The sequence below is a fragment of the Duganella sp. LjRoot269 genome, assembly GCF_964254095.1.
Taxonomy (GTDB): Bacteria; Pseudomonadota; Gammaproteobacteria; order Burkholderiales; family Burkholderiaceae_D; genus Rugamonas; species Rugamonas hordei.
On record NZ_CAXUSL020000001.1, the window covers coordinates 4,806,098 to 4,830,541 of the forward strand.

19 protein-coding genes are annotated in these 24,444 nt (G+C 67.7%); 7 read left to right on the top strand and 12 right to left on the bottom strand.

Annotated features, from left to right (window positions below; genetic code table 11):
- Window positions 1-79 precede the first annotated feature (79 nt).
- A complete protein-coding gene (locus ACSQ3S_RS21470) occupies window positions 80-2,008 on the top strand; it encodes a TonB-dependent receptor plug domain-containing protein (RefSeq protein WP_436143695.1) in 1,929 nt (642 codons plus the stop codon).
- A gap of 9 nt (window positions 2,009-2,017) precedes the next feature.
- On the opposite strand, the gene ACSQ3S_RS21475 is transcribed toward ACSQ3S_RS21470, so the two are convergent.
- Complete coding sequence (locus ACSQ3S_RS21475) at window positions 2,018-2,350, bottom strand: hypothetical protein (protein WP_436143696.1); 333 nt, start codon at window positions 2,348-2,350, stop codon at window positions 2,018-2,020.
- A gap of 234 nt (window positions 2,351-2,584) precedes the next feature.
- Here ACSQ3S_RS21475 and ACSQ3S_RS21480 point away from each other — a divergent pair, with 234 nt between their 5' ends.
- Window positions 2,585-4,816, top strand: a complete 2,232-nt coding sequence (locus tag ACSQ3S_RS21480; protein ID WP_436143697.1) for an NADP-dependent isocitrate dehydrogenase — start codon at window positions 2,585-2,587, stop codon at window positions 4,814-4,816.
- 80 nt (window positions 4,817-4,896) lie between these two features.
- Here ACSQ3S_RS21480 and ACSQ3S_RS21485 read toward each other — a convergent pair whose 3' ends face one another.
- A complete protein-coding gene (locus tag ACSQ3S_RS21485; protein WP_436143698.1) occupies window positions 4,897-5,943 on the bottom strand; it encodes a chemotaxis protein CheB in 1,047 nt (348 codons plus the stop codon).
- Window positions 5,944-5,968: 25 nt separating this feature from the next.
- The gene (locus ACSQ3S_RS21490) at window positions 5,969-6,688 is read right to left on the bottom strand and encodes a hypothetical protein (RefSeq protein ID WP_436143699.1); all 720 of its coding nucleotides are present in this window, start codon (window positions 6,686-6,688) and stop codon (window positions 5,969-5,971) included.
- Between the two features lie 130 nt (window positions 6,689-6,818).
- Here ACSQ3S_RS21490 and ACSQ3S_RS21495 point away from each other — a divergent pair, with 130 nt between their 5' ends.
- Window positions 6,819-7,370 carry a TetR/AcrR family transcriptional regulator gene (locus tag ACSQ3S_RS21495; protein ID WP_353404665.1) on the top strand — a complete coding sequence of 184 codons (552 nt, stop codon included), beginning with the start codon at window positions 6,819-6,821 and terminating at the stop codon, window positions 7,368-7,370.
- Window positions 7,371-7,374: 4 nt separating this feature from the next.
- Here ACSQ3S_RS21495 and ACSQ3S_RS21500 read toward each other — a convergent pair whose 3' ends face one another.
- The 8 genes from ACSQ3S_RS21500 to ACSQ3S_RS21535 form a co-directional block, all read right to left on the bottom strand.
- Complete coding sequence (locus ACSQ3S_RS21500) at window positions 7,375-8,484, bottom strand: metallophosphoesterase family protein (RefSeq protein WP_436143700.1); 1,110 nt, start codon at window positions 8,482-8,484, stop codon at window positions 7,375-7,377.
- A 9-nt stretch (window positions 8,485-8,493) separates the two neighbouring features.
- Window positions 8,494-10,701 (bottom strand): TonB-dependent receptor, encoded by a 2,208-nt coding sequence (locus tag ACSQ3S_RS21505; RefSeq protein ID WP_436143701.1) that lies wholly within the window; start codon window positions 10,699-10,701, stop codon window positions 8,494-8,496.
- Between the two features lie 158 nt (window positions 10,702-10,859).
- Window positions 10,860-12,176: an ATP-binding protein gene (locus ACSQ3S_RS21510; RefSeq protein ID WP_436143702.1), complete on the bottom strand. Its 1,317-nt coding sequence runs from the start codon at window positions 12,174-12,176 to the stop codon at window positions 10,860-10,862.
- Window positions 12,173-12,835: a response regulator gene (locus tag ACSQ3S_RS21515; RefSeq protein WP_176652111.1), complete on the bottom strand. Its 663-nt coding sequence runs from the start codon at window positions 12,833-12,835 to the stop codon at window positions 12,173-12,175. The genes ACSQ3S_RS21510 and ACSQ3S_RS21515 overlap by 4 nt, the downstream gene beginning before the upstream one ends.
- Window positions 12,836-12,865: 30 nt before the next feature.
- A complete protein-coding gene (locus ACSQ3S_RS21520) occupies window positions 12,866-13,639 on the bottom strand; it encodes a COG4705 family protein (RefSeq protein WP_436143703.1) in 774 nt (257 codons plus the stop codon).
- A gap of 157 nt (window positions 13,640-13,796) precedes the next feature.
- The gene (locus ACSQ3S_RS21525) at window positions 13,797-16,295 is read right to left on the bottom strand and encodes a PAS domain S-box protein (protein WP_436143704.1); all 2,499 of its coding nucleotides are present in this window, start codon (window positions 16,293-16,295) and stop codon (window positions 13,797-13,799) included.
- A gap of 245 nt (window positions 16,296-16,540) precedes the next feature.
- Entirely contained in the window at window positions 16,541-17,368 is an 828-nt protein-coding gene (locus tag ACSQ3S_RS21530) for a universal stress protein (RefSeq protein WP_436143705.1), read from the bottom strand.
- A gap of 23 nt (window positions 17,369-17,391) precedes the next feature.
- Window positions 17,392-17,793 carry a bacteriohemerythrin gene (locus ACSQ3S_RS21535; RefSeq protein ID WP_176651539.1) on the bottom strand — a complete coding sequence of 134 codons (402 nt, stop codon included), beginning with the start codon at window positions 17,791-17,793 and terminating at the stop codon, window positions 17,392-17,394.
- A gap of 158 nt (window positions 17,794-17,951) precedes the next feature.
- On the opposite strand from ACSQ3S_RS21535, the gene ACSQ3S_RS21540 reads away from it, so the two are divergent.
- Together ACSQ3S_RS21540 and ACSQ3S_RS21545 are read left to right on the top strand one after the other, a co-directional pair.
- Window positions 17,952-19,355, top strand: coding sequence for a bifunctional enoyl-CoA hydratase/phosphate acetyltransferase (locus ACSQ3S_RS21540; protein ID WP_436143706.1), 1,404 nt, complete (start codon window positions 17,952-17,954; stop codon window positions 19,353-19,355).
- Window positions 19,352-20,560, top strand: coding sequence for an acetate/propionate family kinase (locus ACSQ3S_RS21545; protein ID WP_436143707.1), 1,209 nt, complete (start codon window positions 19,352-19,354; stop codon window positions 20,558-20,560). Before ACSQ3S_RS21540 ends, ACSQ3S_RS21545 begins: the two co-directional genes overlap by 4 nt.
- A gap of 25 nt (window positions 20,561-20,585) precedes the next feature.
- Here the strand turns inward: ACSQ3S_RS21545 and ACSQ3S_RS21550 are convergent, their stop codons facing one another.
- The gene (locus ACSQ3S_RS21550) at window positions 20,586-22,493 is read right to left on the bottom strand and encodes a diguanylate cyclase domain-containing protein (protein WP_436143708.1); all 1,908 of its coding nucleotides are present in this window, start codon (window positions 22,491-22,493) and stop codon (window positions 20,586-20,588) included.
- A 201-nt stretch (window positions 22,494-22,694) separates the two neighbouring features.
- Between ACSQ3S_RS21550 and ACSQ3S_RS21555 the strand changes: the two genes are divergently transcribed.
- Window positions 22,695-23,537, top strand: coding sequence for a universal stress protein (locus ACSQ3S_RS21555; RefSeq protein WP_176651543.1), 843 nt, complete (start codon window positions 22,695-22,697; stop codon window positions 23,535-23,537).
- Window positions 23,538-23,566: 29 nt separating this feature from the next.
- Window positions 23,567-24,415, top strand: coding sequence for a universal stress protein (locus ACSQ3S_RS21560; protein ID WP_436143709.1), 849 nt, complete (start codon window positions 23,567-23,569; stop codon window positions 24,413-24,415).
- The last annotated feature ends 29 nt before the right edge of the window (window positions 24,416-24,444 follow it).

Here is a 24,444-nt window from a genome sequence, read left to right on the forward strand (position 1 = left end):
GTTGTTTATGCTACACAACCATGTGACCCCGATGATGCCTGACAGTATAATTTTTTCAGGGTTGCTACCAAGGAAAAGTATGCGCGACAACTGCATCGGACTGGTATTGGCGATGACCGCGGTGGCCGTGGCCCCCGCCAGTGCCGCCCCGGGAGAGGCCATGCCGACGGTGGCCGACCTGGCCAACCTGTCGCTGGAACAACTGGGCAACGTGATCATCACGTCGGTATCGCGCCAGGCCGAGCGGCTCAGCGACACCCCGGCCTCGGTGTACGTGATCAGCGCCGCCGACATCCGCCGCAGCGGCGTGCGCTCGATACCCGAAGCGCTGCGCCTGGCCCCCAACCTGCAAGTGGCCCAAACCGACGCCCGCAACTACGCGATCACGGCGCGCGGCTTCAACAATGTGCTCGAGAACAAGCTGCTGGTGCTGATCGACGGCCGCAGCATCTACAGCCCGCTGTTCTCCGGCGTGTTCTGGGACGCCCAGGACGTGGTGATGGAAGACATCGAGCGCATCGAGGTCATCAGCGGACCGGGCGCCACCATCTGGGGCGCCAACGCCGTCAACGGCGTCATCAACATCATCACCCGCAGCGCGCGCGACACCACCGGCGGTCTGGCCAGCGCCGCCGCCGGCGAGCACCAGCGCGACGGCGCGCTGCGCTACGGCGGCGCACTGGGCGAGGACGGCCACTACCGCGTCTACGGCAAGAGCATGCAGGCCGACGACACCTACAACGCCAAGGGCGTCAACACCGTCACCGGCTGGCATCGCGAGCAGGCCGGCTTCCGCGCCGACTGGCAGCGCGGCGACAACGGCGCGACCGCCTCGGGCGACGTCTACCACGGCCAACTGGGCCAGCTCGGCACGCCGAACATACGGATCGCCGGCGCCAACCTGCAGGGCAGCGTCACCCGCAAGCTCGACGGCGACGCCAACCTGCGCCTGACGCTGACCCTCGACCATACCGAACGCAATCAGCCGAACGCCTACGAGGACCACCTCGACACGGTGGACCTGGAGCTGCAGCACGGCACCCGCATCGGCGCCAGCCACATGCTGGTGTGGGGCGGCGGCTACCGCTATGCGTGGGACACGGTGGTCAACTTCAAGTACGGCTTCCTGCCGGGCAACCTCAATCTGCACTGGGGCAATGTGTTCGCCCAGGATGAAGTCACGCTGGCGCCCGGGCTCAAGCTGACCGGCGGCGTCAAGTACGAGCATGACAGCTACAGCGGCGGCGACTACCTGCCCAGCCTGCGGCTGGCCTGGAATCCGGCGCCGGACAGCCTGCTGTGGAGCGGCCTGACGCGCAGCGTGCGCGCGCCGTCGCGCTACGACCGCGACCTGTACATACCGAGCACGCCGCTGATCGTCGCCGGCAAGCCCTTCTTCATCCTCGGCGGCGGCCCCGCTTTCCAGTCGGAAGTGGCCAGGACGGCCGAGCTGGGCTACCGGGCGCAGCCGCGCCCCGAATGGTCGTACTCGGTGACCGCCTACCACACCGACTACACGCGCCTGCGCACGATGGAGCCGCAGCCGGCCGGCAGCGGCGCGGCGGCGCGCTTCAGCAACATGGGCCAGTGCACCGTCAGCGGCGTGGAAGCCTGGGGCGTCTGGCAACCGCTGCCCACCTGGCGCGCCAACGCCGGCCTGGTGCTGCAGCGTGTGCACACCAGCCTGCTGCCCGGCAGCAAGGATGCCAGCGGCAACGATGGCCTGGCCACCACCGATCCGGCCCGCCATTGGTTGCTGGGCTCGTCGCTCGACCTGAGCGAGCGCCTGACGCTGGACCTGCACCTGCGCCACAACAGCAGCCTGCCGAAACCGTCGGTGCCCGCCTATACCGAGCTGAACATGCAGTTGCTGTGGCGTCCGCGAGCCGACATCGACGTCGCGCTGATCGGCCAGGACCTGCTGCATCCCAGCCATGTGGAATATGGCGACGTCAACCGCAGCGTCTTCGAGCGTACCGTGCTGCTCAAGCTGAGCAAGCGCTTCTGAGCGCCGCCGCTATTGCTCCGGGACCGGCGTGCGCGGCCGCGACCGGCGTTCGGGGAACGGGAACGCCACCACCTCGCCCCATGCCGCGCAGGCGGCGATCAGCTTGAGCGCCGCCATCTTTTCCGGGAACTCCACGTCCATGGCCTGGGCCAGGGTCTTTTCCCGGGTCGGCAGTTCGGTCGTGAACAGGCCGTCTATGGTCAGCAGGCGCAAGCCGCGGATTTGCAGTTCGCGCGCGATGGATTCCTGGCTTGAACTCTCGGCAAGCACGTTGCCGCCGACGCTGAGCGTCATGTGCAACACGCCGTCACGACGCGAAAACACCACTTCTGCGGTCTGCATACACTTTCCCCTGTAAAACTCTTTGACATCGATGCAATTATATTGCCACCGAGAAATTACAAGCGTGTGACAGCGCCTGCGCCGTGCGCCAAAGCGGTGCAAACGGCCCTAGGTGTAGCGGATTCCACCACAATTAGGCGGAACAGTCTAAAATATGCACTTGGGCAAAGAAGGCGGCAACGCCGACACACACCAGTTAACCAACAGGCAACGACCGCATAAGAGGGAATCAGCATGGCAACACAGAAATCAAAAATCATCTACACACTGACTGATGAGGCGCCCCTGCTGGCGACTTATTCCCTGCTACCAATTATCAAAAAGTTCACCGCGCCGGCAGGCGTCGACGTGGTTGCCAGCGATATTTCCGTGGCGGCCCGCGTGCTGGCCGAGTTCCCGGAATTCCTGACCGACGAACAAAAAGTACCGAACACCCTGGCCGAACTGGGCGCACTGACCCAGCTGGCGGACACCAACATCATCAAGCTGCCGAACATCAGCGCTTCCGTTTCCCAGCTGGTGGCCTGCGTGCGCGAGCTGCAAAGCCGCGGCTACAAGCTGCCGGACTATCCGGAAGATGCCAAGACCGACGCCGACAAGGCGCTCAAGGCCCGCTACGGCAAGTGCATCGGCAGCTCGGTCAATCCGGTGCTGCGCGAAGGTAACTCCGACCGCCGCGCGCCGAAGGCGGTCAAAGAGTTCGCCCGCAAGAACCCGCACTCGATGGGCGAATGGAGCCAGGCTTCGCGCACCCACGTCTCGCACATGCACCATGGCGACTTCTACCACGGCGAAAAATCGCTGACCTTGACCCAGGCCCGCGACGTCAAGATGGAACTGCTGACCACGTCCGGCAAGACCATCGTACTGAAGCCGAAGGTCTCGCTGCAGGCCGGCGAGATCATCGACAGCATGTTCATGAGCAAGAAAGCGCTGCTGGAGTTCTACGAGAAGGAAATCGACGACGCGTTCAAGACCGGCGTGATGTTCTCGCTGCACGTCAAGGCGACCATGATGAAGGTGTCCCACCCTATCGTGTTCGGCCACTGCGTGCGCATCTTCTACAAGGAAGCGTTCGCCAAGCACGCCGCGCTGTTCGATGAACTGGGCGTCAACGTCAACAACGGCATGGCCAACCTGTACGAGAAGATCGAAAAGCTGCCGGCGTCGCAGAAGGAAGAGATCCTGAAGGACCTGCACGCCTGCCACGCCAACCGTCCGGAACTGGCCATGGTCGACTCGGCCAAAGGCATCACCAACTTCCACTCGCCGAACGACATCATCGTCGACGCGTCGATGCCGGCCATGATCCGCATCGGCGGCAAGATGTGGGGCGCCGACGGCCGTCCGAAGGACGTCAAGGCGGTCATGCCTGAATCGACCTTTGCCCGCATTTACCAGGAGATGATCGGCTTCTGCAAATGGCATGGCAACTTCGATCCGAAGACCATGGGCACCGTGCCCAACGTCGGCCTGATGGCCCAGCAAGCCGAGGAATACGGCTCGCACGACAAGACCTTCGAAGTGTCCGAAGGCGGCATCGCCAACATCACCGACCTGGCCACCGGCGAAGTGCTGCTGACGCAGACGGTTGAAGAAGGCGATATCTGGCGCATGTGCCAGGTCAAGGACGCGCCTATCCGCGACTGGGTCAAGCTGGCCGTCACCCGCGCCCGCAATTCCGGCATGCCTGCCGTGTTCTGGCTGGACAGCTATCGTCCGCACGAGAACGAAGTGATCAAGAAGGTGCAGGTCTACCTGAAGGACCACGACACCAAGGGCCTGGACATCCAGATCATGTCGCAGACCCGCGCCATGCGCTACACGCTGGAACGCGCCTTCCGCGGCCTGGACACCATCTCGGTGACCGGCAACATCCTGCGCGACTACCTGACCGACCTGTTCCCGATCCTGGAGCTGGGCACCAGCGCCAAGATGCTGTCGATCGTGCCGCTGATGGCCGGCGGCGGCATGTACGAGACCGGCGCCGGCGGTTCGGCACCTAAGCACGTCAAGCAGCTGGTGGAAGAAAACCACCTGCGCTGGGATTCGCTGGGCGAGTTCCTGGCCTTGGCCGTGTCGCTGGAAGACATGGGCATCAAGACCGGCAACGCCAAGGCCAAGATCCTGGCCAAGACGCTGGACGAAGCCACCGGCAAGCTGCTGGACAACAACCAGTCGCCATCGCCGCGCACGGGCGAGCTGGACAACCGTGGCAGCCACTTCTACCTGTCGCTGTACTGGGCGCAGGCGCTGGCCGCGCAAAACGACGACGCCGAGCTGAAGGCGCACTTCGCGCCGCTGGCCAAGGCGCTGGCCGAGAACGAAGGCAAGATCATCGGCGAGCTGAAGGATGTACAGGGCAAGCCGATGGACATCGGCGGCTACTACTACCCTGATCCGGCGAAAACCGCGGCGGTCATGCGTCCAAGCACCAGCTTCAACGCGGCGCTGGACACCATCTAACGCAGACGCCTGGCGTTCTCGTCAGCGGAAGGGCGGCCAACTGGCCGCCCTTTTTTTTCATCGCCGGGGAAGGGATCTGCTTATTTTTTCCTGGTGCGCGGCCTGGCGGCCGGCTCGGCCTGCTGCCCGGTCGGCTGATGCAGCATCGCGCGGATGCGGGCGATATGGATGCCGGACTGGGCCAGCCGCTCGGGGAACGACGAGCCGGGCACGCCCTCCTTTTCCATCTTGACCAGCAGGTTGCGGTTTTCCTCGAACATGCGCAACGCCACCCACAGCGTCTCTTCCATCCTGGCCGTCTGCTCGGCCAGCAGCGTCTGGGCGGTGTAGGCGTGGCCGGTGTGGCAGCGATAGCGCAGCTCGCCGGACTTGGCGACCTGCCACAGCACGCCGCCGCAGCCCGGGCAATTGAACGGCACCAGCGTGCCCAGCGCCTCCACCGACGGCAGGTCGCTCAGCACGCGCTCGGCGATCCTGGATTCGATGGCCACGTCGCGCGGCGCCGGCCTGGGCTTGCGCCGCTTGCGTCCGGCCAGTTCCAGCAGCACCGCCCCCATCTGCGCGATCGGGACGCAGCGGTCGACCCAGGCGTTGTTGACGACGTTCTGCGGCATGTCCGGGTATTCGGCATCGAGCGGATCCTGCACCACGCACAGCCCGCCGCAGCGGTGCACCGCCTCCATGCCGGCCGTGCCGTCGTCCAGATAGCCGCTCAGCACGACCGCGATCACCCGGTTTCCATAAGCCACCGCGGCAGATCGGAACAGCGGATCGATGGCCGGCCTGGCGCGGTTTTCGCGCGCGCCCTTGGTGATGCGGATACGGTTTTCGACCAGCATCATGTGCTGGTCGGGCAGCGCCACATACACATGGCCGGGCAGCGGCGCCGCCCCGTCCACCGCGGCCTGGCAGCGCAATGCGGTGGCCGCGCCGAGCACCCGCACCATGACCTCGGCCGACGCCGTCGCCGCCATGTGCTGCACGATCAGTATCGGCGCGGGGAAGTCCTGGTCGAGCTGGGCCAGCAGCTTGACCAGCGCCTGCCGTCCGCCGGCGGACGCGCCGATGACGACGATCGCGGCGGTCGTTTTTTTCTTGCCGGGCCCGGCTGCGGACGTGGATGTCATACAAGCTCGCTGAAGATGCGCTGCCCTACTCTACTCCACATTCAGCAGAGGCCGCAGACGGTTGCGCGCCCTGGCCATCGTAGAGCACGGCGGCTACCGCAAGGTTCCAGACGGCATGAAAGGCGAAGATGGCCATGAGGCTGGCCGGCGCCAGCCGCACATCGGCAAACAGGATGAACACCGCAGGTAGCAAGCCGGCGACGACGCCCACGGCGGCGCAGCCGAATGCCCAGCGCGAGACCTTCACGCCGGAACACAAGGCATACGACCAGGCCGGCAGCGCCGCGCACATGGCCAGCAAACCGGCCTTGGTCAGCACCTGGATCACCACGCCCACGGCGCGGATAAGCACCCGCGCGCTGTCGGCATCGGCCTGCGGCGCCGTGACAAATTGCCGCGCCAGTTGCGGGATGGCGAAACCGTCGAGCAGCATCGCCGCCACCACGATACAGCAGCCCAGCCCGTACGCGCAGAGGGCGAACACCACCGGCGGCCGGCGGCTGCCCAGCAGCGCGCCGAACACGGCGAAGCCCGCGGACAAGATGGCCAGCATCGCGATGAGCATGCCGTGGACGAGGCCATCCATGCCCTGTAGGGCAACGATCTGGGCCAGGGTTTCCTGGACCGAATTCTGCTGGATGGCGACCGGATGGTGGGACAGCGCCACCAGCGCCAGCCCCGTGGTCGCGGCGATGGCCAGCGCGGCGCGGCGGCGCGGCAGGGAGAGCGGTGGATTTTTCTGCAAGTTCATGTGATTCCTTTACTTTTATCGCGGAGCCACATTAATATCAGCTGCGCCGCCGCATTTGGCCGTCACCCGCCCCCTTCCATCCGCTAGCGGACAAAACCATGCCTTTGTCCGGCAGAGAGACCATATGAACGCGCAAGACCTCGACCGCCGCCAGCAAAAAACCCGCTCCGCGCTGCGCGCCGCCTTTCTGAGCTTGTTGCTGGAACAAGGTTACGAGACGCTGAAAATCGGCCATGTCACGCAACGCGCGAACGTCGGCCGTTCGACTTTCTATGAGCACTACCGGACCAAGCACGACCTTCTGCTGGCGAGCATCAGGCAGCCGTTTTCCATCCTGGCCGACCTGGTCGAACCCGGCCCGGCCAGCGGACGGCTGCCCGCGCTGTTGCGGCACTTTCGGGAAAACCACGGCGTGGGCCGGGTGCTGTTGGGCTGGCCGGTCAGGCCCATGCTGAGCCAGACGCTGTCCGGCCTGATCGCGACGCGGCTGGCGCGCATGCCCTGCAGCGAGCCGTTGATCCCGATGGAGGTGGCGGCCCGGCAGATCGCCGACGCTCAGCTGGCGCTGCTGGAGAGCTGGGTGCTGGGCCGCCCCGCATGCGAGATCGACGGCGTCGCGCAGGCGCTGAAGCGCGGCAGCGACGCGCTGGTCGGCGTTTTCGCCGGCGGCCGCTGACGGTTCACAAATCCAGCGACTTCAGGCGGGCGGTCTTGCCGTAGTGCTCGTCGAAGCCGTAGACGTCGACATGCACCTTGCCGCTGGCGTGGATGCGCGCCACGGCCCAGGCGTACATCCGGTCCCGGGGAGCGCCGTCGCCCGGCTTGGCGCTGAACGGCGAACCGCCCGAGCCGACCATCACCTGCCATGCGCTGCCGCCGCCGGCCCTGGCCGGCTGCTGCGCGTTGAAGATGTGCTGGTGGCCGCAGAAATACGTCGCGCCGAACTGCTCCATCACATCCCAGAACGCCTTGGCGTTGTCGGGATAGATATCCATGCCGTCCGCCTTCACGCCGTCCTTGAAGAAGTAGGTGTAGGCCGGCTTGTGGCCGAAGGCGAAGAAGCGCCTGGCGCCGCGCGCCCTGGCCTGGCGGAAGTCCTCCGCCAGCCAGTTGGCCGGGCCGTGGCCGTCGTTGCCGACCGGGTCGGTGTTGATGACGGCGAAGTGGCTGCCGCCGGCGTCGAACGAGTAGCTGAGCTGCGACTGGCTGCTCTGGATCTGGTCCGGGCCGCCGACGGCGGGCGCGTTGGCCGGATCGAAGGCCGTGGCCTCGATGCCGGTGACTTCCTTCCAGCGCGCGGTATCGAGTATCAGGTCGCCCATGTTCTCGCGCCACAGCTGCTCGTTTTCGGGACGGGCGATCTTGACGGTCTTGCCGCCGCCATCCTTGCCCTTGTGCTGCATCTCGTGGTTGCCGCTGACCGGCACCACGTAGGTGCCGGCCTCCATCAGCCCGGCCACCATGCCGCGCCAGTAGGCGTACTGGCGGTACAAGGTCGGCTTGTCGTCGGTGTAACCCATGATCATGTCGCCGTTGAAGAACAGCGCCTTGGGCCTGGCGGCCTGGATCTCGCGCAGGATGCGCGCCAGGGCCCGGGTGTTCTGCAGGTAGGCCTGGTCCTGGCGGGTTGCCGCGCTGTCGGGATCGGCGCGCGAGTCGCCCACCGTGGCGAACGACATCACGACCGGATCGGCAGGCCTGGCCGCCTGCGCCAGGCCCAGCGCCAACAGCAGCGCGGCGCCTGCCGGCAGGCGGTACAGAGGGAGGTACCGGGAGATACGGGGTCTCATACCGGCGCCTTAGAAATCGGCGCTCAGCGACAGCGTCCAGCTGCGCTCCGGCACAAAGGTGTACTGGTCGAACGCCGCGCCCTTGCTGTTCGGCGAGATCGAGGTCGCATCCTGCTTGTCGAACAGGTTGTTGACGCCGACCTGCGCCTTGACCGCCTTGACCAGGCCGTTCAGGCGCCAGCGGTAGCCCAGCGTGAAGTCGGCCACCGTGTAGGCGCCGAGCTGGTAGGCGGCCGGCTCGCCGTCCTTGGCGTACTGGCTGCCGACGTTCTTGGCGATCAGCGAGCCATACAGGCCGTGATCCTTGTACAGCAGGCCGAGGGCGGAAGTCGACTTCGGCACCTTGGAAATCTGCAGGCCGGTGTCCTTGGCCTCGGCCTTGTTGAGCGAGCCGTTGGCGTGCAGCGAGTAGCCGTGGCCCAGGTACCAGGTGGCCGACGCTTCGATTCCCTTGTACACCACGCCGCCCTGGTTGTAATAGACCAGGTCATTGCCGGTGCCGGTGGAGGCGATCTTGTTGTTGAAGTCGATGTAGTAGATGTCGGCGTCCAGCGTCAGGTTCTGCGACTGGTGCACGGTGCCCAGCTGGTAGTTGGTCGAGGTCTGCGGCTTGGGCGTGCTCAGGTCCGGGTTATTCACATAGAACATCGACAGGTCCGGCACCAGGAAGCCGCGCGCGGTCTGGGCGTACGCGGACCAGTTGCCGTTGATGGCGTAGTTCGCGGTCAGGAAAGGCAGCGTGGTGTTGTAGGTCTGGTCGGCGTTGGTCGCGATGCGCGTGCCCTGGTTGACGGCGGCGTCCAGCGAGCGCTTGAAGTTGACGTACTTGACGCCGGGCGTGACGGTCCACGCGGGCGCCACCGCCCATTCAAACTCGACGAACGGCTGGTACTGCGTCCACGACGACTTCTGTTCGTACGAAACGTTCTTCGGCGCGCTCGCCTCCTTGGGGTTGGGCGCGTTCAGCGTCCAGTCCAGGTCATAGATATGGCGGTTGGTGTTGGAGGTTTCCAGCCACAGGCCGGCGCGCAGCAGGCCGGCCTGCAGGCGGTTGGTGAGCTTGACGATGTCGCCGTTGACGCGGTAGGAATTGAGCTTGTTGTAGCCGGGGACGTCCTTGTTGCCAGCGGCGGCGGCCTTGGTGCCGTTGGCCGTGGCGCCGCTGGCGTCCTGGCCGGAGAAGGTGTTGTTGTCGTAGGCGTAGGTGTAGAGCGTGTTGTCCAGCGCCCAGCCGCCGCCCAGCTTGGACTGCAGGCGGATGTATTCAAAGTCGGTACGCTTGTCGTTGTAGTTGTAGGCGTAGTAGTTCTGGCTGGCCGGATCGTTATTCAGCGAATAGTTCTTGCCGAACTGCGCCACCTGGCTGAGCGTCACGCCGGCCTTGTCCGGCACGTAGCTGTGGATCTTGTTATAGGTCGAGAACAGCGTCAGCGTGGTTTCCGGCGCCAGCGGCACCTGGAACTTGAACTGGTAATTGTCCTCCGTGACGCCGCTGTAGGTCTGGTAGCCGTCGCTGGTCAGGCGCGACGCGTTGAACATCATGCGCGCATCGTGGAAGCCGGCCAGCGCGCCGCTGTCGACTTCCGCGCCCAGTATCCTGGTGTTCCAGGAACCGTAGGTGGCGTAAGGGCTGAAGCGGAAGTCCTGCGCCAGCTCCTTGGAGTACAGGTTGATCGAGCCGCCGAAGGTGGCCTGCCCCAGGTTGCTGGCGTTGCCCGGGCCGCGCTCGATCACCATGCCGCCGATGATGCGGGCCGGGAAGTAGGACGTCGAGTGGTGGGTGGGGTTGTTGGTGTCGCCGAACGGAATGCCGTCGTAGGTGATGTTGTATTCGCCGTCCTGGAAGCCGCGCAGCGTTACCTTGGATTCGCCCAGGCCGGGACCGTTGGCGGAAATCCCGGAACCGATGCTCGGCGCGATGCGCGCGACCGCGTTGAAGTCGGCCAGCGGCGTCACCGCCTGCTCGATGAAGGTCGCGGTGATGACCGACTGCGGTTGCGTGGCCTGCAGCGAGGCCTGCACCGGCGCGCGGTTGGCGATATTCGAACCGGTAACCACCACGCGGCTTTTGATCGCCTCCGCGTCCAGCGCGGTATTCGATTCGGGCACGATATCGGTGGAGTTTTGCGCGCCGGCGCCGCCGGACATCAAGGCCAGCGCCATCAACACGTGCGCGGACATCGCGGAGAGGACCAGCTGCTGCTTGTTGTTCTTCATGTGACTTTCCAGTTTTGGTGGGGTAAAAACCGGCAAGTCTAAAAAGTGAATATGACAAGCTGATGAATCGTTTAAACAATATACACCTTGATACAACAGGCTTCCCTCGATTTTCAGCAATCAAAAACGCGGTGGCGGCCAGCTTAGCAGAGCGATTGTTAACGCTGAATTAAAGCCTGTCGCGGGAACAGCACCGTCACGCTGAGGCCGCGTCCGGCCGAACTGTCGGCCAGCAGGATCTCGGCCTTGTGGTGGTCGGCGATGTTGCGCACGATGGACAGGCCAAGGCCGCAGCCCCAGGCGTCCTGGCCGTCCGGGCGGAAGAAGCGGTCGAACAGCCGCGCGCGATATTGCTCCGGCACGCCGGGACCGTTGTCGCGCACCCGCAGCAGCGGCAAGCCGTCTTCATGCGCCGCCTGCAGGTCCACCCGGCCGCCCTGCTGGGTATAGCGCAGCGCGTTGTCGACCAGGTTATTCAGCAGCACCCGCAGGCCGTCGGCATCGGCCTCGATCAGCACCTGCGCCGGCGTCTCCACGCCCAGGTCGATGCCGCGGCTGTCGGCCAGCGCGGAATGATCGGCCACCGCCGCTTCCAGCAATCGTCCCAGGTCGACCGGCAGCAATTGGGTCGCCGCCAGCGCCGTCTCGTGGCGGGCAAGGCTCAGCAGCTGGCGCACCAGATGGGTGCCGCGGTCCAGCCGCTCGTGCAGCCTGGCCAGCGCCGCGTCGCGCGCCTCGTCGCTGTCGGCACGCTCCGCCAGTTGCAGCTGCAGCTTGAGCGCCGTCAGCGGCGAACGCAGCTCGTGCGCCGCATCGGCGACAAAGGTGCGCTGCGCCGTCAGCGCCTGGTCGAACTTGTGCATCAAGCCATTCAGCGCCAGCACCACCGGACGCAGCTCGGGCGGCATGTCGTCCACCGTCAGCGGCGTCAGCGTGGCCGGGGAACGCACCGCCACCGCGTGCGCCAGCCGGTGCATGGGCTTCAGCGCCCGCCCCACCACCGCCACGATCAGCAGCGCGAGGACCAGCGCAAACGCCAGCAGCGGCGCGCCGGCGCGCAAGGCCATGTGCGCCGCCAGCCGGTCGCGCGCCGCCATCGGCTGCGCCACCTGCACGTAGCGGTCGTGCCGGCTGTCGCCGTACAGGCGCCAGCGCTGGCCATCCACCGTGGCAGCCGAAAAGCCCTGGATCGCATAGCGCGGCAGCTGCCGCATGCCCGGCGATACGTGCAGCAGCCTGCCGTCCCGGTCCCAGCCTTGCAGCACAAACTCTTCTTCAGGATCTTCCGGCACCGGCAGTCCGGTATCCGGCGCGAACTCGTGCGGCAGGGCGGTAGCCAGCTGGCGCAGCTGCAGGTCGGCCAGCTCGTTGGTTTCCTGCAGCAGCGAGCGGTACAGCGACGCGCCGGCGCCCGCCACGCACAGCAGCGTGGCGCCCAGCAGGCCTATCAGCAACTGGCGGCGGATGGTCGTCACGGCGTCGCCGGGATCTTGTAGCCGACGCCGCGGACGTTCTTGATGAAGTCCGCGCCGAACTTCTTGCGCAGGTGATGGACGTAGACATCGACGGTGTTGCTTTCCACCTCGGCGTTCCAGCCGTACAGCTTGTCCTCCAGCTGGGCCTTGGAGACCACGCTGCCGGGATTGTCCAGCAAGGCGCGCAGCACGGAAAACTCGCGCGCCGACAGCTTGACTTGCTGGCCTTCGAAGGTCGCCTCATGGCTGGCCAGGTTCAGCGTCAGCGCGCCGTGCTCGACGACGGAACGGGTGCGGCTGACGCGCCGGCGCAGCAGCGCGCGGACGCGCGCCAGCAGCTCGTCCAGGTCGAAGGGCTTGACCAGGTAGTCGTCGGCGCCGGCGTCCAGTCCCTCGACGCGGGCCGGCGTGCCGTCGCGCGCGGTGATGATCAGCACCGGCAAGTCGGCGCCGCGCGCACGGGCGGCGCGCAGCACGTCCATGCCCCGCTTGCCCGGCAAGCCCAGGTCGAGCAGCATCAGGTCGTAGGCCATGCCGGCCAGCGCCAGCTCCGCATCGCGGCCGTCGCGCACCCAGTCCACGGCGTAGCTTTCGCCGCGCAGGCCGTCCTCGATGCTCTCACCGATCATCGGATCGTCTTCCACCAGCAGCAAACGCACCACGCCACTCCCATGCCATCGAAAATACCGTCATCTTACCTTGTGCGATGCGGCGGATCGATTTCCTGAAGTGGCCACCAGCGTTGCGATGATCGCCAGGAACGCCATGCTGGTGTTCACCGTGCCCCAGCCCACGCCGCCGTAATCGGGCGACTGCGACAGCAAGTCGCCCAGCGATGCCCCGAGCGGACGGGTGAGGATATACGCCAGCCAGAACGTCAGCAATGGATGGATGCCCTGCTTGCCCGCCCCAAAAATGACCAGGATCAGCGCGCCGAAGGTCACCACGCCCAGGCGGAAGTCCAGGCCCAGCGTCTGGGTCGCCAGATTGCCGGCGGCCGTGCCGAGCGCAAAGGTCAACAGGATCGCGGCCCAGTAAAACAATTCCCGGCGCCGCGTGACGATGGTCTGGATCGCCAGCGTGTGCTCGCTGCCATGCCACAGGTTGAACACGACGCCGAGCATGATGCTGAAGCCCGCCGTGCTGGCGTACAGGCTGACGCCGAGGCCATCGGTGAGCGCATCGGTGATCTGCGTGCCGACCACGCTGAGCAGGACCACGGTCAGCCAGTACGCCCACGGCACGTAGCGCGGCTGGCGCAATTGATACAGCAATGCCGCCGCCAGCAGCGCAATCATCAGCGCGGCGGCAGGCGCCGTGCCCAGCCCCGCGGGCACGGCCAGGTAGTCGGCGCCGGTCTCGCCCACCGTGGTCGACAGGATCTGGATCAGCCAGAAAACCAGGCTTACGCGCGGCACCTTGTTGAGCAGTTGCCGGCTGGGGCTGTCAGGAACGGGATGCATGCGGTGGCTCCGGGGTCGGTGCAAAGGCGCCATTACACCGCAGCGACAGTTAAAGCTGAGTTAACAACGAGACAACGTTAAAAAATTACAACGCTATCGGCCGCACTACATTGCATGCAGCGCCACCTGCCGGCGCCGATGCGCGCCTTCGTCGACTTCATTCTGGCTGGACAACGCTCAACCGGGAGGCGTGTTGCAGCGCCACGTCCAGCGCATCCATGAACTCGCGCACCATGATGGGCTTGGTCAGGTAATTGAAGAAGCCGGCGTCGATGCCTTTTTCTATGTCGCGCGGCATGGCGTTGGCCGACAAGGCGATCACCGGGATGTGCGAGGTGGCAGGATCGTCGCGCAGCATTTGCAGCGCGCCGTAGCCGCTCAGGCCCGGCAGGTTGATATCCATCAGGATCACGTCCGGCCGGTTTTGCTTGGCCAGCAAGATGCCGAGATGTCCCGTCACCGCGGTCAGCAGCAGCAGATCGTCGCGCCGCGCGATCAACTGCTCCACCAGCGCCAGGTTGGCCGGGTTGTCCTCCACGTACAGCAGCGTGCGGGGGCGGTCGCTTTCCCCCTCGGTGGCCAGGCCGTCGCCGTGGGCCGGCGCGACGCCCGGGATTTCCGCTTCCAGTCCGGGCAGCTCCGACGCCAGCAGTTCGAACCAGAATTCGCTGCCCACGCCGACGGTGCTGTCGACGCCGATGGTGCCGCCCATCAGCTCGATCAGCTTCTTGGTCACCACCAAGCCTATGCCGGTGCCCTCCTCGGCGCCGGCTTCCTGGCCAAGCCGGTTAAACGGCTGGAACAGGTGCGCCAGCTTGTCCGGCTGCAGGCCGGCGCCGGTGTCCGTCACGCTGACGCGGATGTGGCCGTCGGCGTCGTGCTCGCAGCCCACCGTCACGGTGCCGCCGGCGCGGTTGTATTTGATGGCGTTCGACAGCAGGTTGACGATCACCTGCTTGACCCGGGTCCGGTCCGCGTGCACGAAGAACAGGCTCTCGAAGCTCGGGAAGCGCAGCTCGATGCCGCGCTGCTCGGCCTGGGGCGCCATCATGGCCTTGCAGTCGAGCAGCACCTCGGTCAGCGACATCGCCTCCTTGGACAGGCCGACCTTGCCCGATTCGATCATCGCCAGGTCGAGGATTTCATTAATCAGGCGCAGCAAATACCAGCCGGCCTGCAATATCTGGTCGATCGAGATTTTCTGCTCGATCGATGGCGGCGGCGTATCGGAGGCCATCAGCTGCGCAAAGCCGAGCACGGCGTTGAGCGGCGTGCGCAATTCATGGCTCATGCTCGATAGGAACTCGGACTTGGCCAGGTTGGCTTTTTCCGCCGCCGCCTTCGCGCTTGCCAGTTCGACATTGTTTTCCTGCAGCTTGTGCTCGAAATGCTTGCGGTCGGTGACGTCGCGCGCCGCCGCGAACACGCCCTGCAGCTTGCGGTCGCGGTCGTGGAAAGTGGAGGCGTTGAACGACACCACCGTTTCCAAGCCTTCGCGCGACAGCGCCGTCAGCTCGTAATTGGTCAGCTTGCCCTCGCGCAGCACGCGCGAGATGCCCGCCTGGGCCAGTGCCGGATCGGTGAAGTAGTTCTTGAACGGCGCGCCGATCAGTTCATCGCGGGTGCAGCCGGTCAGCGACTCCATCTGCTGGTTGACGTCGGTGATGATGCCGCGCGGGTCGGTCGCCATCAGCGCGTCGATGTTCGACTCGATCAGCGAGCGGGTGTAGAACTGCTGGTCGCGCAGCCGCTGGTCGAGCAGCGCCTGCTCGGCTTCGACCTGCTTGCGCACGGTGTTGTCGGTGCCGATCAGCAGGTAGCCGATAATGTCGCCCTGGTCGTCGCGCAGCGCCGTCACCGACACCATGGCCGGGAAGCGGCTGCCGTCCTGGCGGATATAGGTCAGCTCGTAGATATCCTCGATGCCGCGCGAGGCCTTGAACACCAGCGCCTCGAAGCCCGGCGTGATCGGCGTGCCCAGCTCGATGCTCAGCGTATGCGCGCGCGCGATCACCTCCAGCGGATCGGAAATATCGGCCGGGGTGATCTTGTTCATCACGTCGGCGGCCTTGTAGCCCAGCATGCGCTCGGCGCCGACGTTGAAAATCTGGATCACGCCCTGCGCGTCGGTGGCGATGCTGGAGAAGTTGGCGCTGTTGAAGATCGCGTTTTGCAGCGCGCCGGCCTTCTGCAACGCCTCCTCGGCGCGCTTGCGCGCGGTGTTGTCGGTGCCGATCAGCAGATAGCCGATGATGGTTTCCTGGTCGTCGCGCAGCGCCGTCACCGACACCATGGCCGGGAAGCGGCTGCCATCCTGGCGGATATAGGTCAGTTCGTAGATATCCTCGATGCCGCGCGAGGCCTTGAACACCAGCGCCTCGAAGCCCGGCGTGATCCGCGTGCCCAGTTCCAGGCTGAGCGCGGCGGCGCGCGCGATCAGCTCGCGCGGATCGGAAATGTCGGCCGGGGTGATCTTGTCCATCACGTCGGCGGCCTTGTAGCCCAGCATGCGCTCGGCGCCGACATTGAAAATCTGGATCACGCCCTGGGCGTCGGTGGCGATGCTGGAGAAATTGGCGCTGTTGAAAATGGCGTCCTGCAGCGCCCCCGCCTTCAATAGCAGTTGCCCATCGTACAGCGAGCGGTCGACGATCAAGATATTTCTCCCCGGTGTCACATAATGGAATTGGCACGAGCATCCGTTGCGCATGGCGGCGCGGGGCGGAGGTCGTGAAAGAAGTGCGTTATGAGCAACAGCTAGGCGGTGGAGGCCGAGGCAACCCGCAGTGCGCATGCGGGCTGAATGATGGGACGTCGCGAAGTATGGAGATAAAACCTGTAACTTGTGCCCACAATAGCACAGTGTGGGCTCCGAGTCGTGAAGTGGTTTGCCGCCGACAGTCAGCGCGTCATCAGCACCGGCAGCGTCATGCGGTTCAGTATGCTGCGCGTGGCGCCGCCCAGCAGCAGTTCGCGGAAGCGCGTGTGTCCGTAGCAGCCCATCACCAGCAGGTCGGCATCGACCTCGGCCGCCAGCGACAGCAGGCCCTCGCCGACGTCGTCGGCCTGGCGCACCACCACGTCGAGCTTGACGCCGTGACGCGCCAGATAAGCGCCCAGGTCGGCCCCGGGCTGCTGGCCGTGCGCGCCGTACACCTGTTGCGGATTGAACACCGCCAGCGTCACCAGCGCCGCCTTCCGCAGCAGCGGCAGCGCGGCGGCGATGGCGCGGCTGGCCGCCATGCCGCCGTCCCAGGCCAGCAGCGGCCGCTCGCCGAGGCGCTCGAAGCGGCCCTCGCGGGGGATCACCAGCACCGGCCGCGGGCAATGCAGGATCAGCTCCTGCGGCAAACTGTCGTCCGCAGGGTGGCCGTGGCCGGCCTGGCCGACGACGACCAGGTCGCAATAGCGCGACTGCAGCACCAGGCTGTCGATCATGCTGTCGTCGCTCAGGCGCACTTCAGACGACGCCACGCCCAGCCCGCTGGCGGTGGCGGTGAACTGGTCCAGCGCCTGCCGGGCCGGCTCGATCAGCCCGCTCAAGTCCTGCGGCAGCAGCGGGATGCCCGCCGCCGCCGCGTTGCACTCATACATCAGCGGGTTGATGCCCGTGCTGGCCAGGCCGACCAGATGGGCTTGCTCGGCGATGGCGATGCGGCTGGCGCAAGCGGCTATGTGGCCGGCGCGCGCCGACGCTCCGGCGTGCACCAATATCGTCTTGTATGACATATTTGCTCCTCGGTGTGTGATCGCTACGACGCGGCGCCCGCCGGCGCGGCCTGCCCCATCGCCTGCAGCGCGATGGCCAGCGCGGTATCGGCGGTGGCCAGGTGCAGTTCGAACCACGGCAGGATCAGGCCGGCGGCCTTGCGTCCGGCGGCGATGTCGCCCGGCTCCAGCCCGTGCAGCGTGGCCAGCACCCGGGCGTGCTGCTCGCGGTGCGAGCAGATCGCCGGATAATCGATCGCCTCCATCAGCGATTCTTCCAGCCGGAAGTCCTCCTCCAGCGCGTCGGTCAGCCGCGCCATGCCGGCCTCGAATTGCTCGTCCGGCCCGTCCAGCAGCTGCTTGACCTGCTCGGCCAGGGCCTGGTGCGCCTCGTCGAACAGCGGGATCCCCAGCGCCATGTCGGCGCTCCAGCCTGTCGTTTCCATGATGTCCTCCGCAATCGCGATCCTTGGTGGTCGATGCAACGATTATGGTTGGCCGGGGTTCCGGCTGTATTTGATCCAGATCAAATACTTCGGCTATCCCGCTCACTACACTGCCTCGCAAGCCTTCCGTTCCGGCAGCGCACCTTTGCGGGCATCCCATGAATGAATCCGACGACACCATACAAAACATCACCTACGACGAGTTAAGCGTCGGCCAGAACGCCCGCCTGAGCCGCCGCCTGACCAAGGAAGACATCCTCGCCTTCGCCGCGGTCTCGGGCGACGTCAACCCCGCCCACGTCGATCCGGAATATGCCGATCACACGCTGTTCCATGGCGTCATCGCGCACGGCATGTGGGGTGCGGCGCTGATCTCGCGCCTGCTGGGCACGGCCCTGCCCGGCCCCGGCACGATTTACCTGGCGCAGACGCTGCAGTTCCTGAAGCCGGTGCGCATCGGCGACGAGCTGCGCATCACCGCCACGGTGACGGCCAAGGATGACGTCAACAAGCATGTGCTGCTCGATTGCGAAATCAAGAACCAGACCGGCGCGGTGGTGCTGACCGGCGTGGCCACCGTCATCGCCCCCGGCGAGAAGGTGCGCCGGCCGCGCGCCCAGCTGCCCCAGCTGAACCTGTCGCAGGCGCACACCCACTACGCCGGCCTGCTGGCCAGGGCCGCCCCGCTGGCGCCGCTGCGCTGCGCCGTGGTCCACCCGTGCGACGGCCCATCGCTGTGCGGCGCGCTGGACGCGGCGCAGCACGGCCTGATCGTGCCGCTGCTGATCGGGCCGCAGGAGCGGCTGCGCTCAGTGGCCGAGGCCGCCGGCCGTTCGCTGGAAGGCGTCACGCTGGTCGACGTTCCGCACAGCCACGCGGCGGCCGCGCGCGGGGCCGCGATGGCCGCCGCCGGCGAGGTCGACATGATGATGAAGGGCAGCCTGCATACCGACGAGCTGATCGCCGCCGTGCTGGCCGAGCCGGCGCTGCGCACCGCGCGCCGGCTGACCCATGTGTTCCATACCGAAGTGCCGCTGTACGACAAGGTGCTGCTCATTTCCGACGGCGCGCTGAACATCCAGCCTACGCTGCTCGACAAGGTCGACATCGTGCAGAACGCCGTCGACCTGGCGCACGTGCTGGGCATCGCCGAGCCGCGGGTCGCCATCCTGTCGGCGGTCGAGACGGTGACGCCGAAGATGCCGTCGACATTGGACGCGGCCGCCCTGTGCAAGATGGCCGAGCGCGGCCAGATCCACGGCGCGCTGCTCGACGGCCCGCTGGCCTTCGACAACGCCATCTCGCCGGCGGCCGCGCGCGCCAAGGGCATCGTCTCGACGGTGGCCGGCCACGCCGACATCCTGATCGCGCCCGACCTGGAGGCCGGCAACCTGCTGGCCAAGCAGCTCGAATACCTGGCCGGCGCCGCCGTCTGCGGCGTGGTGCTGGGGGCGCGCGTGCCGATCGCCCTCACCAGCCGCGCCGACGGCGCCGCCGCCCGCACCGCCTCGGCCGCGCTGGCGCTGCTGCTGGCGCACAGTTACCGGCAGCAGCGGCCATGAGCGACTACCGCCGCGTGGTGCTGGCGGTCAACGCCGGCTCCTCTTCGCTCAAGTTCGCGCTCTACCCTTGCCGTGGCGGGCACACCCAGGCGGCCATCCTGAGCGGCGTGGCGGAAGGCCTGGAGCCCGGCGGCCAGCCGCAGGTCAGCCTGCACGCGCCGGCCTCGGACGCGCAGCCGGCGCCGCTGGCGTCCGGCGACGGCGACCCGTTCGAACGGGCGCTGCGGCGGCTGCGCACGCTGCTCGACGAGCACGCCGGGCCGGTGCGGCTGGCGGCGGTGGCGCACCGCATCGTGCACGGCGGCGAGCGCCATGCCGCCTCGATCCGCCTCGACGACGACGCGCTGGCCTACCTCGACACGCTGGCGCCGCTGGCGCCGCTGCACCAGCCGCACAACCTGGCGGCGGTGCGGGCCTGCCGCCGCGCCTATCCCGACGTGCCGCAGATCGGCTGCTTCGACACCGGCTTCCACGCCAGCCTGCCGGCCGAGGAACAGCTGTTCGCGCTGCCGCAGGCGCTGCGCGCCGAGGGCATCCGCCGCTACGGCTTTCACGGCCTGTCCTACCGCTACCTGGCCGCCCGCCTGGCGACGCTGACGCGGCGCGCCGGCGGACGCGTGCTGATGGCGCACCTGGGCAACGGCGCCAGCGTGTGCGCGATGCGCGCCGGCCGCAGCATCGCCACCAGCATGGGCTTTTCCGCGCTGGACGGCCTGATGATGGGCACCCGCAGCGGCGCCGTCGATCCCGGCGTGCTGCTGTACCTGCTGCGCCAGGGCTGGACGCCGCAACGCATCGAGAACCTGCTGTACCGCGAGTCCGGTCTGCTGGGCGTGTCCGGCCTGTCGGCCGACATGCGCACGCTGCGCGCCAGCGGCACGGCGGCCGCGCGCCAGGCCATCGCGCTGTTCGAACACCGGCTGGTGCAGGCCTGCGGCGCGCTGACGGCGTCGCTGGAAGGCCTCGACCTGCTGGCCTTCACCGGCGGCATCGGCGAGCACGACGCCGCCCTGCGCCGGGACGCCTGCGCCCGTTTGCGCCACCTGGGCGTGGTGCTCGATCCGGCCCGCAACCTGGCGGCCGACGGCCGCGCCGCCTTGCCCATCCATGCGGCCGGCAGCGCGGTCGAGGTGTGGGTGGTGCCCACCGACGAAGGCCGCGTCGCCGCGGCCGACGCGGCCGCGCTGGTGGACGGCGGTCCTTGACGCGCGCACGGCGCACGCCGGCGGCCTAGCCGACGCCGGCCTCGCGGTAGCAGTCGCGGCCGGCGTGCTTGGCCGCATACATGGCGTCGTCGCTAAGCCCCAGCAATTGCTCGGGGGTGGCGCCGTCGCGCGGGAAGAAGGCCAGTCCGATGCTGGCCGACACCCCCACATGACGGCCGCTGGCCAGCCGGATCGGCGCGCGCACCGAGTCCAGCGCGCGCTCGACCACGGCCACCGCCTCGTGCTCGGCGCCCAGCTCGGCCAGCACCAGCACGAACTCGTCGCCCCCCAGCCGCGCCACCGTGTCGTTGGCGCGCACCGCCTGCAGCAGCCGGGCCGCTACCGCGACCAGCACGGCGTCGCCGGCCTCATGGCCGCAACTGTCGTTGACGGCCTTGAAACCGTCGAGGTCGATCGAGCAGACCGCCAGCAGATGACCGCTGCGCGCGGCGACGGCCAGCCCCTGGGTCAGGCGGTCGCGCAGCAGGCGCCGGTTCGGCAAATGGGTCAGCGGATCCAGGTAGGCCAGCTGCTCGACCTGGTCCTGGCGCAGCCGCTGCTCGGTGATGTCGCTGAAGAAGGCGATGTAGTGGAGCAGCGTGCCGTCCGCGCCGGTCACCGCGCTGAGCGACAACTGCGCGGCGAACAGGCTGCCGTCGCGGCGCCGGTCCCAGATCTGGCCGTGCCAGTGGCCGCGCGCGTCCAGGCTGCGCCAGATGCCCTGGTAGAACGCGGCATCGTGCTTGCCGGACTTGAGCAGCCGCGGATTCTGGCCGATCAGCTGCTCCCGCGTATAGCCGCTCATGGTCTCGAACGCCCGGTTGACCTCGATGATGGCGTGGTCGGGGCCGACGATGAGGATGCCGTCGGCGATGGCGCCGAACACGCTGGCCGCCAGCGCCACCCTGGCGTCGGCCCGTTCGCGCGCCTGCTGCAGCCGGTTGAACTGGCGCGCCAGCAGCCGGATCTCAGCCGGTCCCTCCAGCGTGGCGCGGGCGCCCGGCGCGCCCGCCGCCGCCAGCGCGGTGGCCCGGCGCAGGCTGCGCAGCGACGCCAGCGCGCGATGCAGCAGCGCCCACGCCAGCAGGCAGGCCAGCAACATGGCGGCGGCGATCTGGCCGCCGATCAGGCGCAGGCGCTCGCCCACTTTCTGGCGCAGCAGATCGCGTGGAATGAACACGGCCACCGTGCAGCCGCTGACGGCCGAACGGCTGTAGCCGACGAACGACGGCGTTCCCTCCAGCGTCGCGCTGACGAACATGCCTTCGGCGCTGGTCTGCATGGCGGTGAGCAGGTCGGCGATGGCGGGGTGGCCGACATAGCGCGCGGCGGCCGTCGAGCGTCCCACCAGCACGCCGCCGGGCGCGATCCAGGCGCCGATCCAGCCGTCGGCCAGCTGGTCGCGCACGGCGGCGGCAAACAGCGGCGCCGCCGCCTCCTGGTACACCAGCACGCCGGCCGGACCGCCGCCGGTCGTCGTCAGCGCCACCGCGACCGCCACCTGCGGCACGGCCGCCGGCACGCAGGCGCTGGCCGGCGCGGCGCCGGGGCCCAGCTGGCGCAGCAACGACGCCAGCGCGGCCGGCGACAGCCCGGCATCGGCCGCCGCCGTGGTGAACTGCGGCGCGCCGCCGGCGTCAAGCAGCGTCGCCGCCGCCCCGGCGGGCAGCGCGGCCAGCAGCCGGCGCCGGCCGGCGCCGTCGGGCTCACCGCTGGCCGGCAGCGCGGCCGCCAGCACCGCCGCGGTCGAGCGCATGCGCGCCATCGACTGGTCCAGTTCACGCGACAGCCCCCTGGCCGCCAGCAGGCTGCTGCCTTCGAGCTGGGTTTCCCCGCGCTGGTTCAGCAACAGCAGCACCACGCCGCCGATCAGCAGGCCGGGTAGCAGCAGCAGCGCGAAATACACGCTCAGGCTATTGCAGCGGGTAAGCATTTTTTCTCCCATTTGGCCTGTCCGGGCTCTACCTCAAGCGTAGGCAGCGGGACCGCGAAAAAAAATGCGCCAGATCAAATAATGGTGGAATGGCGGCCGATCCGGCGAAGTTTGATCCAGATCATAAAATTTGAAGATAGGCTTTGATAGCCTGAAGATTCCCGCATCCCGTGGCCCTGCCGCCATTTGAAGGAGTCTGCCATGTCATACAAAACCATCCTGGTCCATGTCGACCAGTCATCCCACGCCGCAACGCGCATCGCACTGGCCGCCCAGCTGGCCGCCAGCCAGGACGCGCACCTGATCGGCGCGGCGCTGACCGGCCTGACCATGGAGTATTACCGCAACAGCGGCGCGACGTTTGCCGGGCCGCTGCCGCAGGAGGAACTGGACGAGATCACGCGCCGCGGCGAACAGGCGCTCGAGCGCTTCGAGGCGCAGGCGCGCGCCGCCGGCGTCAGCTACGAGCGCCGCTACAGCGACGACGAACCCGAGGTCGGCCTGGTGCTGCAGGCGCGCTACGCCGACCTGGTGGTGCTCAGCCAGACCGATCCCGCCACCGAAGGCCTGGCCATGCTGCGCAAGCTGCCCGAGTACGTGGCGCTGTACGGCGGCCGGCCGGTGCTGATGGTGCCGTACGCCGGCGCCTTCCCGCACCTGGACCGCCACGCGCTGGTGGCCTGGGACGGCAGCCGCGCGGCCACCCGCGCCGTCACCGACGCGCTGCCGCTGTTGCGCAAGAGCGCGCGCACCACGCTGGCGCTGTTCAATGCCGAGCGCCAGTACGGCGTGCACGGCGAACAGCCGGGCGCCGACATCGCGCTGTTCCTGGCGCGCCACGGCGTCAAGGTCGAGGTGCTGCAACAGACCACGGCGCCCGGCATGGACGTCGGCAACGCGCTGCTGTCGCTGGCGGCCGACGTCGGCGCCGACCTGCTGGTCGCGGGGGCCTACGGCCACCAGCGCTGGCGCGAGATGGTGCTGGGCGGCGTCACGCGCCGCTTGCTGCAATCGATGACGCTGCCGGTGCTGATGTCGCACTGACGCGCCGCCCGCCACCAAGGAGTGCCGCCATGTCCTACCGTTCGATCCTGGTGCACGCCGACCAGACCCCGGCCGCCGCCGCCCGCATGGCGCTGGCGGTACGCCTGGCGCTTGCCTGCGGCGCGCACCTGACGGCGCTGGCCTGCACCGGCCTGTCCCGCTTCACGCCCTTGAGCGACCCGCTGCGGCAAGGGCCGCTGGTGCCCGAACAGCTGCAGCGCTGGCGCGACCAGGCGCAGACCAGCCTGGCCGCGTTCGACGCCATCGCGCGCCGCGCCGGTCTGCACGCGGCCACCTCGCGGCTGGCCGATGACGCCCCGGAGGATGCCCTGCTGCTGCAGGCGCCCTACCACGACCTGCTGGTGCTGGGCCAGACCGACCCGCAGGCGGCCACGCCCGGCGCCATCCGCGACCTGCCGCAGGAGCTGCTGCTCAACTGCGCCCGGCCCCTGCTGCTGGCGCCGTGCAGGCCGGCGGACGACGGCGATGCCGAAGGTCCCCTGCGCCATCCGCTGCTGGCCTGGGACGGCAGCCGCCAGGCCGCGCGCACCATCGGCGACGCGCTGCCGCTGTTGAAACTGGCGCAAAAGGCGACACTGCTGGTGCTCAACGCCGAAGCGCGAGCGGACCGGCATGGCGCCGAACCGGGCGCCGACATGGCGCTGTTCCTGGCGCGGCATGGCGTGCGCGCCGAGGTGATGCGCGAATTCACGACCGCCGATATCGGCGACGCGCTGCTGTGCGTGGCCGCCGAACTGCGCTGCGACCTGCTGGTCATGGGCGGCTACGGCCATCGTCGCGCGCGCGAGACGCTGCTGGGCGGCGCCACCCGCACCGTGCTGCGCGACATGACGCTGCCGGTGCTGATCGCCCATTGACCTCTTGAACAACGACCCGAAAGGCGTGC

Excerpts from the sequence above, each read along its gene's own strand:
- ACSQ3S_RS21470 (WP_436143695.1), top strand. The coding sequence starts at position 80 with ATGCGCGACAACTGCATCGGACTGGTATTGGCGATGACCGCGGTGGCC.
- ACSQ3S_RS21475 (WP_436143696.1), bottom strand. The coding sequence starts at position 2,350 with ATGCAGACCGCAGAAGTGGTGTTTTCGCGTCGTGACGGCGTGTTGCAC.
- ACSQ3S_RS21480 (WP_436143697.1), top strand. The coding sequence starts at position 2,585 with ATGGCAACACAGAAATCAAAAATCATCTACACACTGACTGATGAGGCG.
- ACSQ3S_RS21485 (WP_436143698.1), bottom strand. The coding sequence starts at position 5,943 with ATGACATCCACGTCCGCAGCCGGGCCCGGCAAGAAAAAAACGACCGCC.
- ACSQ3S_RS21495 (WP_353404665.1), top strand. The coding sequence starts at position 6,819 with ATGAACGCGCAAGACCTCGACCGCCGCCAGCAAAAAACCCGCTCCGCG.
- ACSQ3S_RS21500 (WP_436143700.1), bottom strand. The coding sequence starts at position 8,484 with ATGAGACCCCGTATCTCCCGGTACCTCCCTCTGTACCGCCTGCCGGCA.
- ACSQ3S_RS21505 (WP_436143701.1), bottom strand. The coding sequence starts at position 10,701 with ATGAAGAACAACAAGCAGCAGCTGGTCCTCTCCGCGATGTCCGCGCAC.
- ACSQ3S_RS21520 (WP_436143703.1), bottom strand. The coding sequence starts at position 13,639 with ATGCATCCCGTTCCTGACAGCCCCAGCCGGCAACTGCTCAACAAGGTG.
- ACSQ3S_RS21530 (WP_436143705.1), bottom strand. The coding sequence starts at position 17,368 with ATGTCATACAAGACGATATTGGTGCACGCCGGAGCGTCGGCGCGCGCC.
- ACSQ3S_RS21535 (WP_176651539.1), bottom strand. The coding sequence starts at position 17,793 with ATGGAAACGACAGGCTGGAGCGCCGACATGGCGCTGGGGATCCCGCTG.
- ACSQ3S_RS21540 (WP_436143706.1), top strand. The coding sequence starts at position 17,952 with ATGAATGAATCCGACGACACCATACAAAACATCACCTACGACGAGTTA.
- ACSQ3S_RS21545 (WP_436143707.1), top strand. The coding sequence starts at position 19,352 with ATGAGCGACTACCGCCGCGTGGTGCTGGCGGTCAACGCCGGCTCCTCT.
- ACSQ3S_RS21550 (WP_436143708.1), bottom strand. The coding sequence starts at position 22,493 with ATGCTTACCCGCTGCAATAGCCTGAGCGTGTATTTCGCGCTGCTGCTG.
- ACSQ3S_RS21555 (WP_176651543.1), top strand. The coding sequence starts at position 22,695 with ATGTCATACAAAACCATCCTGGTCCATGTCGACCAGTCATCCCACGCC.
- ACSQ3S_RS21560 (WP_436143709.1), top strand. The coding sequence starts at position 23,567 with ATGTCCTACCGTTCGATCCTGGTGCACGCCGACCAGACCCCGGCCGCC.